The organism is Kitasatospora sp. NBC_01539 (assembly GCF_045040525.1).
Taxonomy (GTDB): Bacteria; Actinomycetota; Actinomycetes; order Streptomycetales; family Streptomycetaceae; genus Kitasatospora.
In genome coordinates, this window is record NZ_CP109390.1 from 9186100 (window position 1) to 9201360 (window position 15261).

Here is a 15261-nt window from a genome sequence, read left to right on the forward strand (position 1 = left end):
TTCGGGTGCTGCCTCCCCGCGGCCCGGACGGTGGCGGCCGAGGGGCGTAACCGGGCGCCGGACGGGCAGGCGCGGAGCATGCGTGCAGACCAGATCGAGCAGGAGCGGAAGTACCAGGGCGGACCGCTGCCGCAGCACCTCGACCGGGTGCCGGGCGTGGCACGCGTGCTGCCGGCCGACCCGCAGGAGCTGGACGCCGTCTACTACGACACGGCCGACCACGCCCTGCTGCGCCGGGGCATCACGCTGCGCCGCCGCACCGGCGACCAGGACGCGGGCTGGCACCTCAAGGTCCCGCGGGGCCCGGACACCCGAGAGGAGATCCACGCCGCGGACCCGGACGCCGCGGACCGGGACGGCGCGGACCCGGGCACGGAGCGGCCGGAGGTGCCGACGGACCTGGCACTCCGGGTGGCCGTGTTCGCCCGAGGGCACGCGCTGCGGCCCGTCGTCCGCATGCACACGCACCGGCGCCGCCACCACCTCCTCGACGGCGGCGGACACGTCCTCGCGGAGATCACGGAGGACGCGGTCGAGGCCCGCGTCCCCGGCCCGGCGGACCTCGGCCCGACGGACCACCCGAACGTCGCCCCGAACGGCTCCGGCCACGGCACACCCGCTACCGCCGTCTGGAACGAGATCGAGGTCGAGCTCGCCGACGGCGACACGGCCCTGCTCGACCACGTCGACGAGGTGTTCACCGGCGGAGGCCTGGCACGGTCCCCGCACCCGTCCAAGCTCGCCCGGGCCCTGGGCGAACTCGGGCGGACGGACGCGCCCGGCGGACCGCCCGGACCGCCCCCGGCACGGCTGCCCGAGGGCACCCCCGCCGCCGTCGTGGCCGCGCGCATCCGCGACCTGGTCGACTCGCTCGTCGACCTCGACCCGCGGGTGCGCCTCGACGAACCCGACGCCGTCCACCGGATGCGCGTCACCGCACGCCGGCTGCGCAGCGTCCTCACGGCCCACCGGCGGCTCCTCGACCGCCGCCGCTCCGACCCGCTCGCCGAGGAACTGCGCCTGCTCGGACGGACGCTCGGCAGGGCGCGCGACCAGGAGGTGCTCGGCGAACGGCTCGTCACCGCCCTCGACCGCCTCCCCGGCCCGCTGCGCGGCGCCACCCTGCGCGGCCGGCTCACCGCGCACTACGCCCGGCAGTACCGCCGCGCCTGGCGACAGGTGCTCGACGACCTCGACGACCCCCGCCACCACCGGCTGCTCGACGAGGCCGAACGCTTCGCCGCCGACCCGCCCTTCACCGCCGCAGCACGGCGGACGAAGGCCCCGGCGTACTTCTCCCGCACCCTGCGCCGCGAACAGCGCAGGGTCGTGCGGCGGCTCGACTCGGCCCTCCGGCTCGGCCCCGGGCCGGACCGCGACGCCGCCCTGCACCGGGCACGCAAGGCGGCCAAGCGAGCCCGCTACGCCGCGGAGAGCGCCCGCCCGGTCGCCCCGAAGCGGGCGAAGAAGCTCGCCGGGCGGATGAAGGACCTGCAGCAGGCGCTCGGCGCCCGCCAGGACACCGCCGTCGCGCGCGCGGCCCTGGTGGACCTCGGCAGCGGCGGCGACGACGGGTTCGCCCTCGGCGTGCTGTACGGCCTGCAGCAGTGGGACGCCGCCGAGGCCGAGCGCCGGGTGCCCGCCCTGCTCCGGCGCGCCCGCCGTCCGCGCCTCACCCGGCTCACCCGGACGTGAGCCGGGCGCGGCCCGGGCGAGCGGTGGGGCCGGATGGCCCGACGGCAGGTGCGGTGCGGGCGTGCCCGGGCCACCGTGGAGCGATGGACCTCATACACGTGCTCGAACTGGACACCCCGTCGAACGTCCGCCTCTGCGACACCGACGCCGCAGGGGCGGCGGCGCCCGTGCTGCGCGTCCACGCCGCCGCCCCCGACGTCGTCCAGACGCTGTGCGGGCGGGCCACCCGCAGCATGACCCGCGAACCGGCCCACGGGGGCGCGTCCGAGGAGTCCTGGTGGCCCGCCCGGTGGCGGCACCGGGTGTGCCCGGTCTGCGCGGTGCTGCTCCCCTCCACCGGACCCGCGGCGAAGCCTCGTCCCGGGCGGCGCAGGCCGGGCGGATCCGGCCGGCGCCGCGGGCCCACGGCACCGTCCGGGCGCCCGCCCTCCCCGTGAGCGGCCCGCAGCCGGTGGCGGGGACTCCGCGCCGGGTCGGTGGCCGGCCGTCAGGTCCACTGCTCGGCGGGGGACCTGCCCGGCAGCGGCTTGCCGATCAGGGCGAGCGGAATGAAGAAGCAGACCTGGCCGATGGCGATGGTGAGGGTCGTGAGCGCGGTCGGGTCGTAGTGCCGGGCGGCCTCGGCGTAGAGGTCGTCCGGCACCCGCTCGCCGTCCGGGGAGGGCAGGAGGACGGCGTCGACGAGGGCGAGCGCGGCCCGTTCGGCGTCGGTGAAGCAGGTGGCGTCGCGCCAGGCCGCGACGGCGCCGATGCGCTCCTCGCTCTCGCCGGCCTTGCGCAGGCCGGTGGAGTGCAGCACGGTCAGGTAGGCGCTGTCGACGATCCGTCCGGCCCGCAGGTGGACCAGTCCGATCGTCGAGCGGGGCACGCTGTGGTTGCCGGTGGCGCGGAACAGCCACCCGCCGAGCTCCTTCAGCTCCGGCACCAGCGCGGTCGGGTCGGACATCCGCGAGGCGGACTGCTGCGGGGCGTCGGTGTCGGCGTCGCCGGTGGTGCCGGCGTCGGTGGTGGTGTCGGTGGTCATGGTCGTCGTCCTCTGCGGTGGTGGGCGGTTGCCGTCACTGCTCTGACGGATCGCGCGCAGGAGATGTGACAGGACACCCGGACGATCTTCCGCGGCCCGCGGGAGCATCCGGGCGCACGGCGCACCGGGCACGGCGCACCGCCGGAGGGCCCGACCGGCCCGCCGCCACCCGGCCGCCGGAGCGGGACCCGCGCGTCCCGCCGCCGACTTCCGCCGACGCGGCCCAGGATGGGGGAGTGCGAGTGCCCGGTGACGAGAGGACGGCGGACATGGCGGTCCGGTGTGTGGTGGCGGCGGTCGACGGCTCGCCGGAGAGCCTGCGGGCGGTCGACCGGGCGGCCGACGAGGCGGCGCTGCGGCGCGTGCCGCTCCGGCTCGTCCACGCCTGCCTGTGGGAACGGTACGAGCGGGACACCCCCGACGAGGACGAGCCGCTGTCCGTCCGCGCGGAGGTGCGGCAGTTGCTCGCCACCGCGCAGGCCCGGGCGGCCGCGAGGCGTCCGGAGGTCGTGACCGCGACGGAGGTCGTCCCGGAGGACCCGGTGCCCGCGCTGCTCGGGCTGGGCGGCCTCGCGCCGCTGCTGGTGCTCGGCCACCGCGGCCGCGGCGGATTCGAGGGACTGCTCCTCGGGTCGATCGGCCTCAAGGTCGCCGCGCGGGCCGACTACCCGGTGATGGTGGTCCGCGGGGAGGCACCGGCACCCGGGAGCCGGGTCGGCGAGGTCGGCAGGGTCGTCCTCGCGGTCGGCGACGAGACCCCGGGCGGGGCCGTCACGGAGTTCGCCGTCGAGGAGGCACGGCTGCGGGGCGCCGACCTGGACCTGGTGCACGCCTGGCAGCGCGACTCCCTGCTGTCGGGCACGTCCGTCCTGATGACCTCCGCCGGTCCGGCCGACATCGCCGCCCAGGTGCTGGCGGAGGTCGGGCTCCCGGACACCACCGGGCTGACCGTCCGGCGGCGGGCGGTGCGGGGACGGGCTGCCGCGGTGCTGCTGGACGCGGCCGCGGAGGCCGACCTGGTCGTGCTCGGCGCGCACCCCCGGCACCGCCACGGCGGCCTGCAGCTCGGCTCCGTCGCCCACGCGGTGCTCCACCACGCGCCGTGCCCGGTCGCCGTCGTGCCCGGCCCCTGACCGCGGGCAGGCCGCCGCGCGGTCAGATCAGCCCGTCACGTCGGTCAGCGACGCGTAGACCACGGTGTTGGCCGAGTACCCGGCCGCCGGGCTGTAGCTGCCGCCGCAGGTGATCAGCCGCAGCTCGGGCGTGCCGGAGCCGCCGTACACCCTGTCGTCGGGGAAGTCCTTCTTCTCGTAGACCTCGACGGCGTCGACGGTGAAGACCGCCGTGCGCCCGTCCGTCCGGGTGATCTCGACCGTGCTGCCCTTGCCGAGCGCACCGAGGCCGAAGAAGACGCCGGGCCCGCGGCTGGTGTCGACGTGGCCGACCACCACCGCGGTCCCCGCGGAGCCGGGCGGTGTGCCGTCGCCGTTCCAGCCGGCGACCGCGGGACCGTCGGCGGGCGGGGGCGTGAGCGTGCCGTCCGGGGAGAGACCCAGCCGTGTCACGGGGCTGTCCACCCCGATCGCCGGGATGCGGAGCCGGACGGGGTCCGCCGGGGGCAGCGCGGCCGCCCCCGGCGGAGGCGGGTCCGGGGCAGGGTCGGACGGCGTCCCCGCGAGGGTGGGGGCGGGGGAGAACGCCTGGGCCGCGGACGGCTGCGGCGGTGCCGTCGTACGGGCTCCGTCGACCACCAGCCAGGGACCGGCCACCAGGGCCGCGCCCAGGAGCAGGGCGGAAGGGGCGGGTGCACGCCGACGCGCACCTGTGGTCTTGCCTGGCATGGTGATCGGTCCCTGGTGTCGCGGTGGGGTGGGCCCGCCGGGCCGGGATCACGGCCCGGCGGTGGACGGTGCGTCAGCGCCCGGAGGGAGCCTGCTGCGGGCGACGGTTGCGGAGACGGACCGCACCGCCCACGCCGGCGGCCGCGAGGAGCCCGGCGCCCAGGGCGACCTGGCCGGTGCCGCCGCCCGCGGTGCCGCCGGCGCCCGCATCGACCGCCCCGTGGGGCCGGCCGCCCTCCTCACGGCCCTCGCTGCGGCCCTCGCCACGGCTTTCGTCCCGGGCCTCGCCGCTGCCCTTGCCGCCGTCCTCCGCACGGGCCTCGCCGCTGCCCTTGCCGCCGTCCTCCGCACGGGCCTCGCCGCCGCCCTTGCCGCCGTCCTCCGCACGGGCCTCGACGCGGACCTCGACCGTGCCGCTGGTCTGGATCCGCGGCGGGCACTTGGCGATGACCTGGTACGTGCCGGGAGCGGTGTCCTCCGGAACGGTGAACTCGCCGCTCAGCCTGCCCTGGCCGTCGCTCTCCGTGAGGTGGAAGTCGCCGCCCGCCTCCGAGTTCCCCTTGCCGTAGGTGATGTCGGGGGCGCAGGCGGTCGTGGTGACCCGGACGGTCGATCCGGGCTGGGCGATCGCCGGACTGATCTCGATGCCGGAATCTGCCTCCGCGGCAGCCGCGGGGACGGCGATGCCGACCGTGCCGACCGCCAGGAACGCGCCGGCGACCATACGTGCGATGTGCATGGGTGTCCTTTGTTCGAGCACGCCCTGGGCCGACTGCCCGGGGCATGAGGGGTTCCACCCCAGAGGCAACCGACACCCCGTCACCTCGGCAACCTGGCAGATCGTCATCTCCCGTCCTGAGCGCCGGTCGGGCCGCCCCCGAACCCTTCGTGCACGGGGCGGCGGCGGCCCGCAGGACGTACTCGCGAAAGTCGGACGGCAGGCGGCAGAACGGGTGACAGGGCGTCAGGCGGAGGGGCCGGCCGGCCCGCGTCCCGGGCTGTTTCCCGGCCCGGGTGCTGCGGTGTCGGTCGCCGGGGTGCCGGGGTGCCGGGTGCTGCGGTCCCGGGGGTGTCCGCGGGGGCCGCGCGACGGGTCACGCCGTGCGGGGCGGCGCGCTCACCGGGGAGGGACGGCCGGGGAGGGGTCGGCCGGGGAGGGGTCGGCCAGGGAGGGGTCGGCCGGTGAGGGGCGGCCGGGCCAGAGCTCCCGGAGGGCCGTGTAGTCGATGACGGTGACGCCCTCCGCACGGATGAGGTCGTGGCTCAGCGGCGAGGTCAGGAACGCGTGGTCCGTCTGCCGGACACGCCAGTCGGGGTCGGCCGCGCGGGCCTCCGCGCTCCCCGAGCCCGGGTGCACGGCCCACTCGCTCAGGCCGGGCGGGAGCTCGTGCAGCAGCCGGGTGTACTGCTCCGCCTTGCCGTCGAGGCCGAGGGAGAAGCTGTCGAGGAAGTCGTGGTCGACGACCGGCAGGCCCTGCCTGCGCAGCTCCCGCCGCGCCGGGTCGAGCCAGACCCGTACGGCCAGGCCGTACTCCGCGGCCAGGTGGCGGGTGAGGTCGAGGATGTCGTCGCGTCCGCCGTCGGCGAGGCAGTGGAAGTCGAGGTGGGTCGGTGACAGCCCTGCGGCGTCGACGGTGTCGATCTGCGCGCGGAACTCGGTCTCGACCTCCTCGATCCTGGCCCGGGCCAGGAGGGCCGAGCGGCCCGCGGGAGTGGGGGCGAAGAGCGCTCCGCGGTCGTCCAGGAGGGACGGGACGGTGCCCCGCGCGGCGACCGGACCCCACGGGTTCCGGGGCGTCTCGCAGACGAGCGTGAGGTGGATGCCGAACGGCAGGGCCGGGTGCCCGTGCAGCAGGCGCATCGCGTCCGGCCCGCCGGGACAGCCCGGCATCAGGCTGCACGAGCCGGCGATGCCGTCCTCGACCGACTCGACCACGGCCCGGTTGACCGCCGGGTACAGGCCGAAGTCGTCACAGTTGACGATCAGCAGGCGGGCGTCGGGCGGAAACCCCAGGAGGCCGTTCGCCCGTGCGTCCCCGGACCTCTCCATGCCGGCAGTCTGGGGCAGGAACCCCGCTCCGCGCACGGGGTTTTCGGCCGGCGGCCCGCCCGCCCGTCCTCGCGGAGGACGGCCGGGCGGACACGGGCAGGCGGTGGTGGGACGCCCGAGATCTGGATCGGCTGCGGCACTGTCGGGGTTCGAACCCGGCGCCCCCGTGGGGGACGTTCACCAAGGAAGTATCCGCTGCCTGCGCACCGGGCGTCCCGGTGCCGCACCCTCCCGGACCGGGAGGTGCACCTGTGAAGTTGTGTGTCCGGAGATCGAGGTCGGCCGAGGTGACGATTGGCGCTCTGGGCCGCTGAGCTACCGCCGGGCGGACCGGCGGCCGGGATTCGAACCCGGGTCACCCCTTGGGAAGAGGAAGTAACCCCGGCCTGCGCACCCGGACACGACCGACCGTACAGGCCGCGAGCCCGCAGGTCGCGGGGTTTTCCGCCCGGGTGCGGGTGCGGGTGCCGCACGCGGTGGGGTCGGTCGGCGCTCTGCCGCACGGGAGGAGAACGTTCCGCCACCCCGGTGGTGACGTGCCGGTAGGGGCCAGGGGCCAGGAGCCAGGGGTCAGGGGGCCGCGAAGCGCAGCGGGAAACGGAGGGCGAGCCAGGGGCGTCGGCCCCAGGCGAGCACCCGGCCGCGGGCCAGGGCCGCGACCGGTGTGTACCGGCCCAGCGCGAGCAGGACGAACGCGACCGGTCCGGTCAGGATCGTGCAGTCGGGGCGTGGGGCCGTTCCCGGGGCCACCTCGACGGCGCCGTCGGAGAAGGTGACGGTGAGGCGGGGGCCGCGGCCCATCCGCAGGTCGTAGCGGGCGGTGTGGCCCGCCGACGCGCGGTCGTCGACGACCCGCGGCATCGCGGTCATCAGGAACGGCAGGCACAGCTCGGCCCGGTGGCGGTCGATCATGTGCGGCCGGCGGAGCGCGACGGCGATGTCGTAGCCGTGGCCGAGCATGTGGGTGAGCAGGTACGAGGCCAGCGTGGCCAGGTCCATCGCGCCCAGCGGGGTGAGCACCGGGTCGGACGGCGACCGGCGGGCGAACGCCTCGCCGAAGGACTGCGCATGCCGGGTGATCTCCGCGGCCAGGGCCGGGCCGTCGCGCTCCGGGAACACCGCCAGGGCCTCGGCGTTGGCCGCGGCGAGGCTCTGCGGGGTGCCGTCGCCGTACGTCCGTCGTTCGCCGGCGGCGAGGCCGGCCATCAGCTCGTTCGCGATGGCCAGGTGCGCCGCTGCCTCGCCGACCGTCCACTCGGCGCCGGGAATCGGCGCGGAGGTGTCGCCGCACGACCGCAGCAGCGCCGCGATGTCCTCGGCCGTGGCGACGACGGCTGCCAGGAGCTCGGCGTGCCCGGCGGCCCGGGTGGAGGAGGGAGGGATCATGGTGGTGAATGCTGACCCAGCCGGGTGCCGCTGTCCAGGGTCCGGTGCGGATCGATGCCCGGTCGTGCCCCGGTGCACGGCGGGAGGAGCCGTCCGTCGTGTCGGGGCGGGTTCGGGCGTACGGCCGGGACGGGTTCGGGCGTACGGCCGGGGCGGGGAACCGGGGGCCGGAGAATACCCGTTCGCCGACGGGGTATTCGTTCCCCGTCGATTTCAACGGGTTAGGGGAGGGCGCTGGGCATGACCATCAGAATGGTGTCGGTCGTCGGTGGGGACACGTCGTTGCTGGGAAGGTTCCTCGACCACTACCGGCGACTCGGGGTGGAGGAATTCCACGTGGTGCGCCATGTGGAGAGCATGTCCGATCCGGGCCTTCCGGAATCGATCGAGGTGATGCACCGGGCCGGGCTGGAATTCTCCCGGATATCCGAGGGGCCGTGGCACGAGCACCTGAATCCCCGGCTGATCCGCGAGACGATGGCCGAGCACCCGGACGACTGGTGGGTCGTCGCCGACCTCGACGAGTTCCAGGTCTACCCGGACACCCTCGCCGAGGCCGTCCGGCACTGCGAGCGGCACGACTACGACTACGTCGAAGGCGCCTTCCTCGACCGGGTCGCGGCCGACGGCTCGTTCCCCGAACCCGACGTGACCGGCGACACCCCGCTCTGGCAGCAGTACGGCCTGGCGGGGTTGCTGACCCTGCGGCTGATGCGGGCCCGCCCGACCAAGGTGACGCTGGCTCGCGGCCGGGTCGAACTCGGCTACGGACAGCACAACAGCTGGACCGGCCGCGGCGTGCCGACCGACAGCCTCTACACCCAGGTGCACCACTTCAAGTGGACGGCCTCCGCCCACGAGCGCCTCGTACGGCGGGTGGACGCGTACTCCACCGGCACCTGGCAGATCAACAACCCGGTGATCATCGACGAGTCGAAGGCGTTCCTGGCCCACGTCGCCGAGCACGGCGGCCGACTCGACGTCGGAGACCCCGACCTCGGCCTCCGGCCCTGCACCCTCGCGTACGGGGACTACCGGGACTGGCCGGCGCTGGCGGTGGAGCTCGGCAGCGCCTACCGGGAGTTCGACGCAGGCCGGGCGCGGCTGCGCGCGGCCGGTACGCCCGGCCTCTGACCCGCCCGACCACCCGGTACCGCCGCCCCCTGCCCGACGAGGGGGCGGTGGTGCCGGGTGCCGGGGAGGGCAGCACGGCGGGCGGGGCCGGACACCCGTGGTGCCCGGCCCCGCCCGCCGTTCCGCCCTTCGTTCCGCCCTCCGCGCCCCGGCTACGGGGCCCGCCGGTGGTCCTCGACGATCCCGTCGAGGCGGCGCCGGGCGGCAGGGGCGCGCTCCGGGTCGGCCAGGTCCTCGGCCGACGGCAGCACACTGCTCAGGCCCCAGGCACGGCCGCGCGCCCAGGTCGCGTCGTCGACGCCGAGGCCGGCGCGGAACGCGTCCCGGGTCTCCGACGGCAGGAACGTCCATGCGGCGATCATGTCGGTCGCCGGGTCGCCGACGGCGAGCGTCCCGAAGTCGATCACCGCCGTGAGCCGGCCGTCCCGGGCCAGCATGTTCGCCGGACCCGGGTCGCCGTGCACCCAGACCGGCGGCCCCTCCCACGCCGGAGCCGCCAGCGCGGTCTCCCACACGGCCGTCACGGCGTCCGTGTCGACCAGGCCCTCCAGCGCCGAGATCCGGGCGCGCATCCGCTCCGCCACCACGGGGGAGTCCCGCGGGTCGTCGAGGGCCGCCCCGCGGAAGCCGTTGCTGGCCTCGGGCGGCGGGCCGTAGGAGGCGTCGATCTTCCACAGTGCGGAGAAGAAGCCGACCAACTGCTGCGTGGCGTCGTGCAGGTCGTCGATGCGGGCGGGATCGGCGTTCTCCCCCTCCAGCCACCGGTAGACCGACCACGGGAACGGATAGTCCTCGCCGGGCGCTCCCTGGGCCAGCGGCTCGGGGACGGTCAGCGGGAGCAGCGGGGCGAGCCTCGGCAGCCAGCGCTGTTCCCGTTCCACCTGCCCGATCCACCGGGGCAGGCGGGGCAGCCGGACGGACATGGTGTCGCCCAGCCGGTAGGTCGCGTTGTCCACGCCGGAGGCGGAGACCGGCCGGACGGGGAGGTCGGCCCACTGCGGGAACTGCGCGGCCACCAGGCGGTGGACCTCCGCGGCGTCCGGGTAGACCTCGCCGGGACGCAGATGGTCGACGGTCACGGACGGTCTCCTTGCTGTCGGGGCTGTCGGGGCTGTCGGGATGGTCGGGGCGGTCGGTGTGGCCGGTCGGTCGGGCTGATCGGGCCGATCGGTCCGGCTGCCGGTCGGTCAGGCGGTCAGACGGGAACGGCGGAGAAGGAGCGGTAGACCTGCCGGAGCGCGTTGTCCGGGAAATCGTCACTCCACGGCTTGTCCCCACCGATGTAGTGGATGATTCCTTCACGGCGCGTCAGGTATTCCATCCGGCCCTGGCCGAACCGGCCGTGCACCGGGTGTTCGATGAGCTTGTTCCATTTCGACGGAACGGGCAGCCAGCGTTCCGCGAAGAGGTGGTTCAGAATGTCCTGGTCGAGCGTGGGAATGTCCTTGCCGTACGTCCGGTAGATGTGCAGGGACCGTGCGGTGATGTCCTCCGCCCGCCATTGCAGCATGTCGATGACGAGGACCCCGGCGTTGAAGTATCCCGGCGGCTTCGCCCCGGTCTGGCTGAGGCTGGCGGTCGTTCCGTCGAGCGTCAGCAGCCGCGCCGGGGCGACCTCGTTGATGACGGCCCCGATGGGCCGGCCCGCCAGGTCGATGTCGTAGAGCTCCGCCAGGTCGTCCAGCACGATGGTGTCGACGTCGAGGTAGATCACGCGGTCGACGTCGGCGGGGATCACCTCGGCGATGTGCAGCCGGTGGAGGGTGGCCGCCGTCCAGTGCTTGCGGGGCACCGCCATCTCCAGCCGGTCCGGCACGGTGTGCACCAGGGCGGTGCCGAGCGCGCACAGGGACTCCTGCAGCCGGTCGGTGCTCTCCGGGGTGAGTCCGGAGTCGATCACGTGGAAGACGATCCCGCGGTCCGCGTCCCGCAGGCCTGCGCGGATCGAGCGGGCGACGACCGTCGCCGCCGTGGCGTAGTTGTCGTCCACCGCGAACACCACATGGATGTCGTGCCGTTCCATCCCTGCTCCTCGCTTCTCGTGCCGGGCCGGATGCCGTCGCCACCCCGGTCGGGGCGGTGGCGCGGCGGGACCACCCTACGAGCCGTGGCAACGTTTGGCAATATCTGAGTGATCATCTGGCAAGGTTCGAGGCTTTGGAGTGGCGAGGTGTGGCAGTCATGGCCTGTTAGCAAGGGTGGATGGAGTGTTGCCAGACCTGGCAACAGTGCGGCATGGTGGAGGCCAGAGCCAGCCGCCCGACAGAAAGGCACGCACCGTGACCATCACCCGAACGGCGCCGGCCGAGGTCGCCGTCACCCCGCTGTCCGGCAACCTGGGGGCCGAGATCGGCGGCGTGGACGCCGCCGAGCCCCTCGACGACCGGACCGTCGAACGACTCCGCCGCGCCCTCCTCGAACACAAGGTGATCTTCCTCCGGGGCCAGCTGCTCGACTACGACAGCCAGGCCGCCTTCGCCCGGAGGTTCGGCGACCTGACCCTCGGCCACCCCATCTACAGCGCCCCCGAGGACCGTCCCGAGGTGCGGGAGATCGACTCCCGACAGGGCACCCGGGCCAACCACTGGCACACCGACCTCACCTTCGTGGACCGGCCCCCGGCCATCGCCTTCCTGCACAACAAGGTGACCCCGCCGGTCGGCGGCGACACGATGTGGGCCAACACCGTCACCGCGTACCAGGCGCTCCCGGAGCCGCTGCGGGCCCTCGCCGACCGGCTGCGCATCGTGCACAGCAACGACTCCGACTACACGGACGAGACCGTGGCGGCCCGCCGCGAGTACATCGCGACCCTGTTCGAGACCGAGCACCCGGCCGTCCACGTCCACCCCGAGACCGGCGAACGCGCGCTGCTGGTCGGCGGGTTCGCCCGCAGGGCGGTCGGCTTCACCCCGCAGGCCTCGCGCGACCTGCTGCGCATCCTGCAGGAGTACGTGACACGGCCCGAGCAGACCGTCCGCTGGCGCTGGCAGGTGGGCGACCTCGCGGTCTGGGACAACCGGGCCACCCAGCACTACGCCGTCCACGACTACGGCGCCGAGGACCGGCGTGCCGAGCGGTGCACGGTGGCCGGCACCGTACCCGTCGGTGTCGACGGCCGGCCCGGCGTCGTGGTCAGCGGCGACACCTCGGGCTACAACGCGGGCATCGCCTGACGCCGTGGGGGCGCGCCGCACCGGGCGCGCCCCCACCGCCGTACCGGGCGCGTCCCCACGAGCGTGCGTTCCGCGGCGCACGGAGAAGACCCGGAGCCTGCACGGGAGGTTCCTTCACGACGGCGGCCCCCGGGGGTTCCGCGGCCCACACCGGGCCGCGGAACCCCCGGGGGCCGCGGTGCCGTCGCCCTGCGTCAGGCGGTGGCGTACGCCACCGCGGCGGCGAGCCCGTCGGCGACGGTGGCCGCACCCTCGTCGTCGATCACCAGCGGGGGCACCGCCACGACGGACGGCCCGATCTGGCGCAGCAGGAGGCCCTGCGCCCGGGCACGGGCCACGGCACGGGCGGCGGTCTCCTCCGAGACGGTCTCCACCGCCACGATGAGCCCCAGCCCGCGAAGGTCGACGACCCCCTCGGTCCGCGTCAGGGGCGCGAGCCGGCCGAGGAGTTCGGTGCCGAGGCGCTCGGCCCGCGCGCACAGGTCGTCCTTCTCCAGGATGTCGAGGGTGGCGAGGGCGGCGGCGCACGCCACGGCGTGACCGGAGGTGGTGTGGCCGTAGCGGAGGCCTCCGACGACCGGATCGCGGTCGAAGGTGTCGTGGACGTGCTGCTGCACGGTGACCGCCGCGAGCGGCACGTACCCGCCGGTGAGGCCCTTGCTGGAGACGACGATGTCGGGGGCGACGTTCTCCCGCAGGCAGGCGAACATCCGCCCGGACCGCCCGTAGGCGGTGAACACCTCGTCGACGACCAGCAGGGTGCCGGTGGCGTCGCAGAGCTCCCGCAGCCCCCGCAGGAAGCCCGTCGGCAGCACCACGGCGCCGCCGACGTTGAGGAACGGTTCCACCACCACGGCCGCGGGCAGGTCGTCCGGGTCGTCGCCGATGGCCCGGCGGAAGGCCTCCAGCAGCGCGGGGAGCGACTCCTCGCGGCGCAGCAGGCGTGGCTCGGCGGGCAGGTCGACGAGGGTGACCGGCAGCGGCGGGCTGAGCAGGTGACGGCTGCGGGGGAGGGCGGACATGCTGCGGCTGAGCAGCGTCGCGCCCTGGTAGCCGCGGGCGAAGGTGACGACCCGCGAGCGCGGCCGGCCCACGTGCGTCCAGTACGACGTGGCGATCATGACGGCGGCGTCGAAGCCCTCGGAGCCGCTGTTGACGAAGAGGGTCTTCGACAGGCCGGGGGGCAGGAGGGCGGAGAGGCGTTCGGCGAGCAGCCCGGCGGGCTCGTGGCCGGCCACCGAGAGGTCGGCGTGGTGCAGCCGTGCGGCCTGGCCGGCGATCGCCCGCAGCACCTCGGGATGCCCGTACCCGCAGGTGGAGTTGAGGGCGGACGCGTCGACGTACCCGCGGCCGTCGATGTCCCAGACGCGGTGGCCCGAGCCGTGCGTGAGGGTGAGGGCCGAGCGGTCGGCGCTCAGCGGCGACCAGGTGTGCCAGACGTGCCGCCGGTCGCGGGCCCGCGCGGCCTCGGCCCGGTCCGCGCCGGTCGTGGATGCGCCGGCCCGGGGGGTCGGGGTGGGAGCGGGCGTGGGGGTGGTGGCTGTGGCTTCGGCCGTGGCTGTACGGGATCCGTCCATGGCGTGGTTGTCTCCTGCGCGTGTCGGAGGTACTGGGGATGCGCGGTGCGCGGCTGTCCGGGGCTTCGCGGAGGCGGCGCCCGGTGTCACCGCGGGGTGATGCGCACCGGGAGCGTCTCGGGGCCGCGGACGGCGATCGAGTGCACGGGGTGTGCGGGCCCGGTGCGGTCGATCCGGGCGGCGAGGTCGAGGAGTTCGGTGTAGAGGATGCGCATCTGCGCGCGGGCCAGCGTGCTGCCGATGCAGAAGTGCTCGCCGCCGCCGAACGCGAGGTGCCGGTTGGGGGTGCGGGTGATGTCGAAGCGGTCGGGGTCGTCGAAGACGGCCTCGTCGCGGTTGGCGGACGGCACCCACAGCACCACCCGGTCGCCCGCCTCGACGTGCCGGCCGTGGATGTCGACCGGACGGGTGGCGGTGCGCATGCTGTGGGCGGCGCTGGACGTCCACCGCAGCACCTCCTCGATCGCGGAGGGCAGCAGGGAACGGTCCTCGCGCAGTTGCCGGAGCTGGTCGGGGCGGTCGAGGAGGGCCTGCACCCCGCCCGCCAGGGCGAGCCGGCCGTTCTCGGTGGCGCCCACCAGGTTCTCGCAGTTGAGCACGATCTCGTACTCGGTGAGCGGTTCGTCGTCGATGAGCCCGCACACCAGCATGCTGGTCAGGTCGTCGGTCGGATCGGCCGTCCGGCGGTTCATCAGGTCGATGAAGTAGCCCATGAGGCGGGGGGAGGAGGCGAGGGAGAGGCCGGCCGCGAAGGCTTCGTCCGTCCACGCGAAGAGGGACTCGTGGTCCTCCTCGGGCACCCCCATGATGTGGCCGATGACGTAGATCGACAGCCGTCCGGCGACGTCGTGGACGAGGTCGCACTCGCCCTGCTCGACCGCCCGGGCGAGGATCGCCCGGGTCGCGGCCCGCATGGGCTCCTCCAGCGAGCGGACGGAGCGCGCGGTGAACCAGTCGGCGACGATGCCGCGCAGCTGCTTGTGGCGCGGGGGGTCGGTCAGGGCCAGGGTGGTCCCGCCGCCCGGGTCGTCGCCGAGTGCGGCGGACCGCAGCAGGACGCCCCGGGCGGAGCTGAACACGGCCGGGTCGCGGTAGACGGCCCGGATGTCCTCGTGCCGGGTGAGCGACCAGAAGGCCGGAAGCTCGCCCGCTTCGTGCCGGTGGACCGGCGCGTGGGCGCGCATCCACCGCCACACGGCGAACGGGTCGCCGTCGGCGTGCAGGGCGGGGTCGACGAGGGCGTCGGGTGAGGCCGGGGCGTCGGGCGCGGGCGGTGTGCCGGGCGCGGGCGGTGTCCCGGGGGGTGCGGCGGCGGGTGCGGTCGGTGGGGCGGCGGGTGCGAGGGGTTCCGGGATGGTCGTGGGTGCCGTCACGGCGG

14 protein-coding genes are annotated in these 15261 nt (G+C 75.1%); 5 read left to right on the forward strand and 9 right to left on the reverse strand.

Annotated elements, in window-relative coordinates:
- The first annotated feature begins 78 nt into the window (after window positions 1–78).
- Window positions 79–1695 carry a CHAD domain-containing protein gene (locus tag OG335_RS39755; protein WP_405008977.1) on the forward strand — a complete coding sequence of 539 codons (1617 nt, stop codon included), beginning with the start codon at window positions 79–81 and terminating at the stop codon, window positions 1693–1695.
- A gap of 83 nt (window positions 1696–1778) precedes the next feature.
- Window positions 1779–2132, forward strand: a complete 354-nt coding sequence (locus tag OG335_RS39760) for a hypothetical protein (RefSeq protein ID WP_405008976.1) — start codon at window positions 1779–1781, stop codon at window positions 2130–2132.
- A 50-nt stretch (window positions 2133–2182) separates the two neighbouring features.
- Here OG335_RS39760 and OG335_RS39765 read toward each other — a convergent pair whose 3' ends face one another.
- Window positions 2183–2641: a carboxymuconolactone decarboxylase family protein gene (locus OG335_RS39765; RefSeq protein WP_405015277.1), complete on the reverse strand. Its 459-nt coding sequence runs from the start codon at window positions 2639–2641 to the stop codon at window positions 2183–2185.
- 347 nt (window positions 2642–2988) lie between these two features.
- Between OG335_RS39765 and OG335_RS39770 the strand changes: the two genes are divergently transcribed.
- Window positions 2989–3852 (forward strand): universal stress protein, encoded by an 864-nt coding sequence (locus tag OG335_RS39770; RefSeq protein ID WP_405008975.1) that lies wholly within the window; start codon window positions 2989–2991, stop codon window positions 3850–3852.
- 27 nt (window positions 3853–3879) lie between these two features.
- Here the strand turns inward: OG335_RS39770 and OG335_RS39775 are convergent, their stop codons facing one another.
- The 4 genes from OG335_RS39775 to OG335_RS39790 form a co-directional block, all read right to left on the reverse strand.
- A complete protein-coding gene (locus OG335_RS39775) occupies window positions 3880–4560 on the reverse strand; it encodes a class F sortase (protein ID WP_405008974.1) in 681 nt (226 codons plus the stop codon).
- 73 nt (window positions 4561–4633) lie between these two features.
- Window positions 4634–5299: a hypothetical protein gene (locus OG335_RS39780; RefSeq protein WP_405008973.1), complete on the reverse strand. Its 666-nt coding sequence runs from the start codon at window positions 5297–5299 to the stop codon at window positions 4634–4636.
- Between the two features lie 378 nt (window positions 5300–5677).
- Window positions 5678–6610, reverse strand: coding sequence for a polysaccharide deacetylase family protein (locus OG335_RS39785; RefSeq protein WP_405008972.1), 933 nt, complete (start codon window positions 6608–6610; stop codon window positions 5678–5680).
- A gap of 570 nt (window positions 6611–7180) precedes the next feature.
- Entirely contained in the window at window positions 7181–7996 is an 816-nt protein-coding gene (locus OG335_RS39790; protein ID WP_405008971.1) for a maleylpyruvate isomerase family mycothiol-dependent enzyme, read from the reverse strand.
- A 240-nt stretch (window positions 7997–8236) separates the two neighbouring features.
- On the opposite strand from OG335_RS39790, the gene OG335_RS39795 reads away from it, so the two are divergent.
- A complete protein-coding gene (locus OG335_RS39795; RefSeq protein WP_405008970.1) occupies window positions 8237–9130 on the forward strand; it encodes a glycosyltransferase family 2 protein in 894 nt (297 codons plus the stop codon).
- A 152-nt stretch (window positions 9131–9282) separates the two neighbouring features.
- Here the strand turns inward: OG335_RS39795 and OG335_RS39800 are convergent, their stop codons facing one another.
- Window positions 9283–10209, reverse strand: a complete 927-nt coding sequence (locus OG335_RS39800) for an aminoglycoside phosphotransferase family protein (RefSeq protein WP_405008969.1) — start codon at window positions 10207–10209, stop codon at window positions 9283–9285.
- 116 nt (window positions 10210–10325) lie between these two features.
- Complete coding sequence (locus tag OG335_RS39805; RefSeq protein WP_405008968.1) at window positions 10326–11153, reverse strand: glycosyltransferase family 8 protein; 828 nt, start codon at window positions 11151–11153, stop codon at window positions 10326–10328.
- 256 nt (window positions 11154–11409) lie between these two features.
- Here OG335_RS39805 and OG335_RS39810 point away from each other — a divergent pair, with 256 nt between their 5' ends.
- Window positions 11410–12306, forward strand: coding sequence for a TauD/TfdA dioxygenase family protein (locus OG335_RS39810; RefSeq protein ID WP_405008967.1), 897 nt, complete (start codon window positions 11410–11412; stop codon window positions 12304–12306).
- 194 nt (window positions 12307–12500) lie between these two features.
- Here OG335_RS39810 and OG335_RS39815 read toward each other — a convergent pair whose 3' ends face one another.
- Window positions 12501–13883 (reverse strand): aspartate aminotransferase family protein, encoded by a 1383-nt coding sequence (locus OG335_RS39815; protein WP_405008966.1) that lies wholly within the window; start codon window positions 13881–13883, stop codon window positions 12501–12503.
- 86 nt (window positions 13884–13969) lie between these two features.
- A complete protein-coding gene (locus tag OG335_RS39820) occupies window positions 13970–15256 on the reverse strand; it encodes a cytochrome P450 (protein WP_405008965.1) in 1287 nt (428 codons plus the stop codon).
- Window positions 15257–15261: the final 5 nt, after the last annotated feature.

What these genes read in the sequence shown, in the direction of transcription:
- OG335_RS39790 (WP_405008971.1), bottom strand. Translation starts at nt 7,996, where the DNA reads ATGATCCCTCCCTCCTCCACCCGGGCCGCCGGGCACGCCGAGCTCCTG.
- OG335_RS39805 (WP_405008968.1), bottom strand. Translation starts at nt 11,153, where the DNA reads ATGGAACGGCACGACATCCATGTGGTGTTCGCGGTGGACGACAACTAC.
- OG335_RS39755 (WP_405008977.1), top strand. Translation starts at nt 79, where the DNA reads ATGCGTGCAGACCAGATCGAGCAGGAGCGGAAGTACCAGGGCGGACCG.
- OG335_RS39775 (WP_405008974.1), bottom strand. Translation starts at nt 4,560, where the DNA reads ATGCCAGGCAAGACCACAGGTGCGCGTCGGCGTGCACCCGCCCCTTCC.
- OG335_RS39760 (WP_405008976.1), top strand. Translation starts at nt 1,779, where the DNA reads ATGGACCTCATACACGTGCTCGAACTGGACACCCCGTCGAACGTCCGC.
- OG335_RS39815 (WP_405008966.1), bottom strand. Translation starts at nt 13,883, where the DNA reads ATGGACGGATCCCGTACAGCCACGGCCGAAGCCACAGCCACCACCCCC.
- OG335_RS39795 (WP_405008970.1), top strand. Translation starts at nt 8,237, where the DNA reads ATGACCATCAGAATGGTGTCGGTCGTCGGTGGGGACACGTCGTTGCTG.
- OG335_RS39785 (WP_405008972.1), bottom strand. Translation starts at nt 6,610, where the DNA reads ATGGAGAGGTCCGGGGACGCACGGGCGAACGGCCTCCTGGGGTTTCCG.
- OG335_RS39770 (WP_405008975.1), top strand. Translation starts at nt 2,989, where the DNA reads ATGGCGGTCCGGTGTGTGGTGGCGGCGGTCGACGGCTCGCCGGAGAGC.
- OG335_RS39780 (WP_405008973.1), bottom strand. Translation starts at nt 5,299, where the DNA reads ATGCACATCGCACGTATGGTCGCCGGCGCGTTCCTGGCGGTCGGCACG.
- OG335_RS39765 (WP_405015277.1), bottom strand. Translation starts at nt 2,641, where the DNA reads ATGTCCGACCCGACCGCGCTGGTGCCGGAGCTGAAGGAGCTCGGCGGG.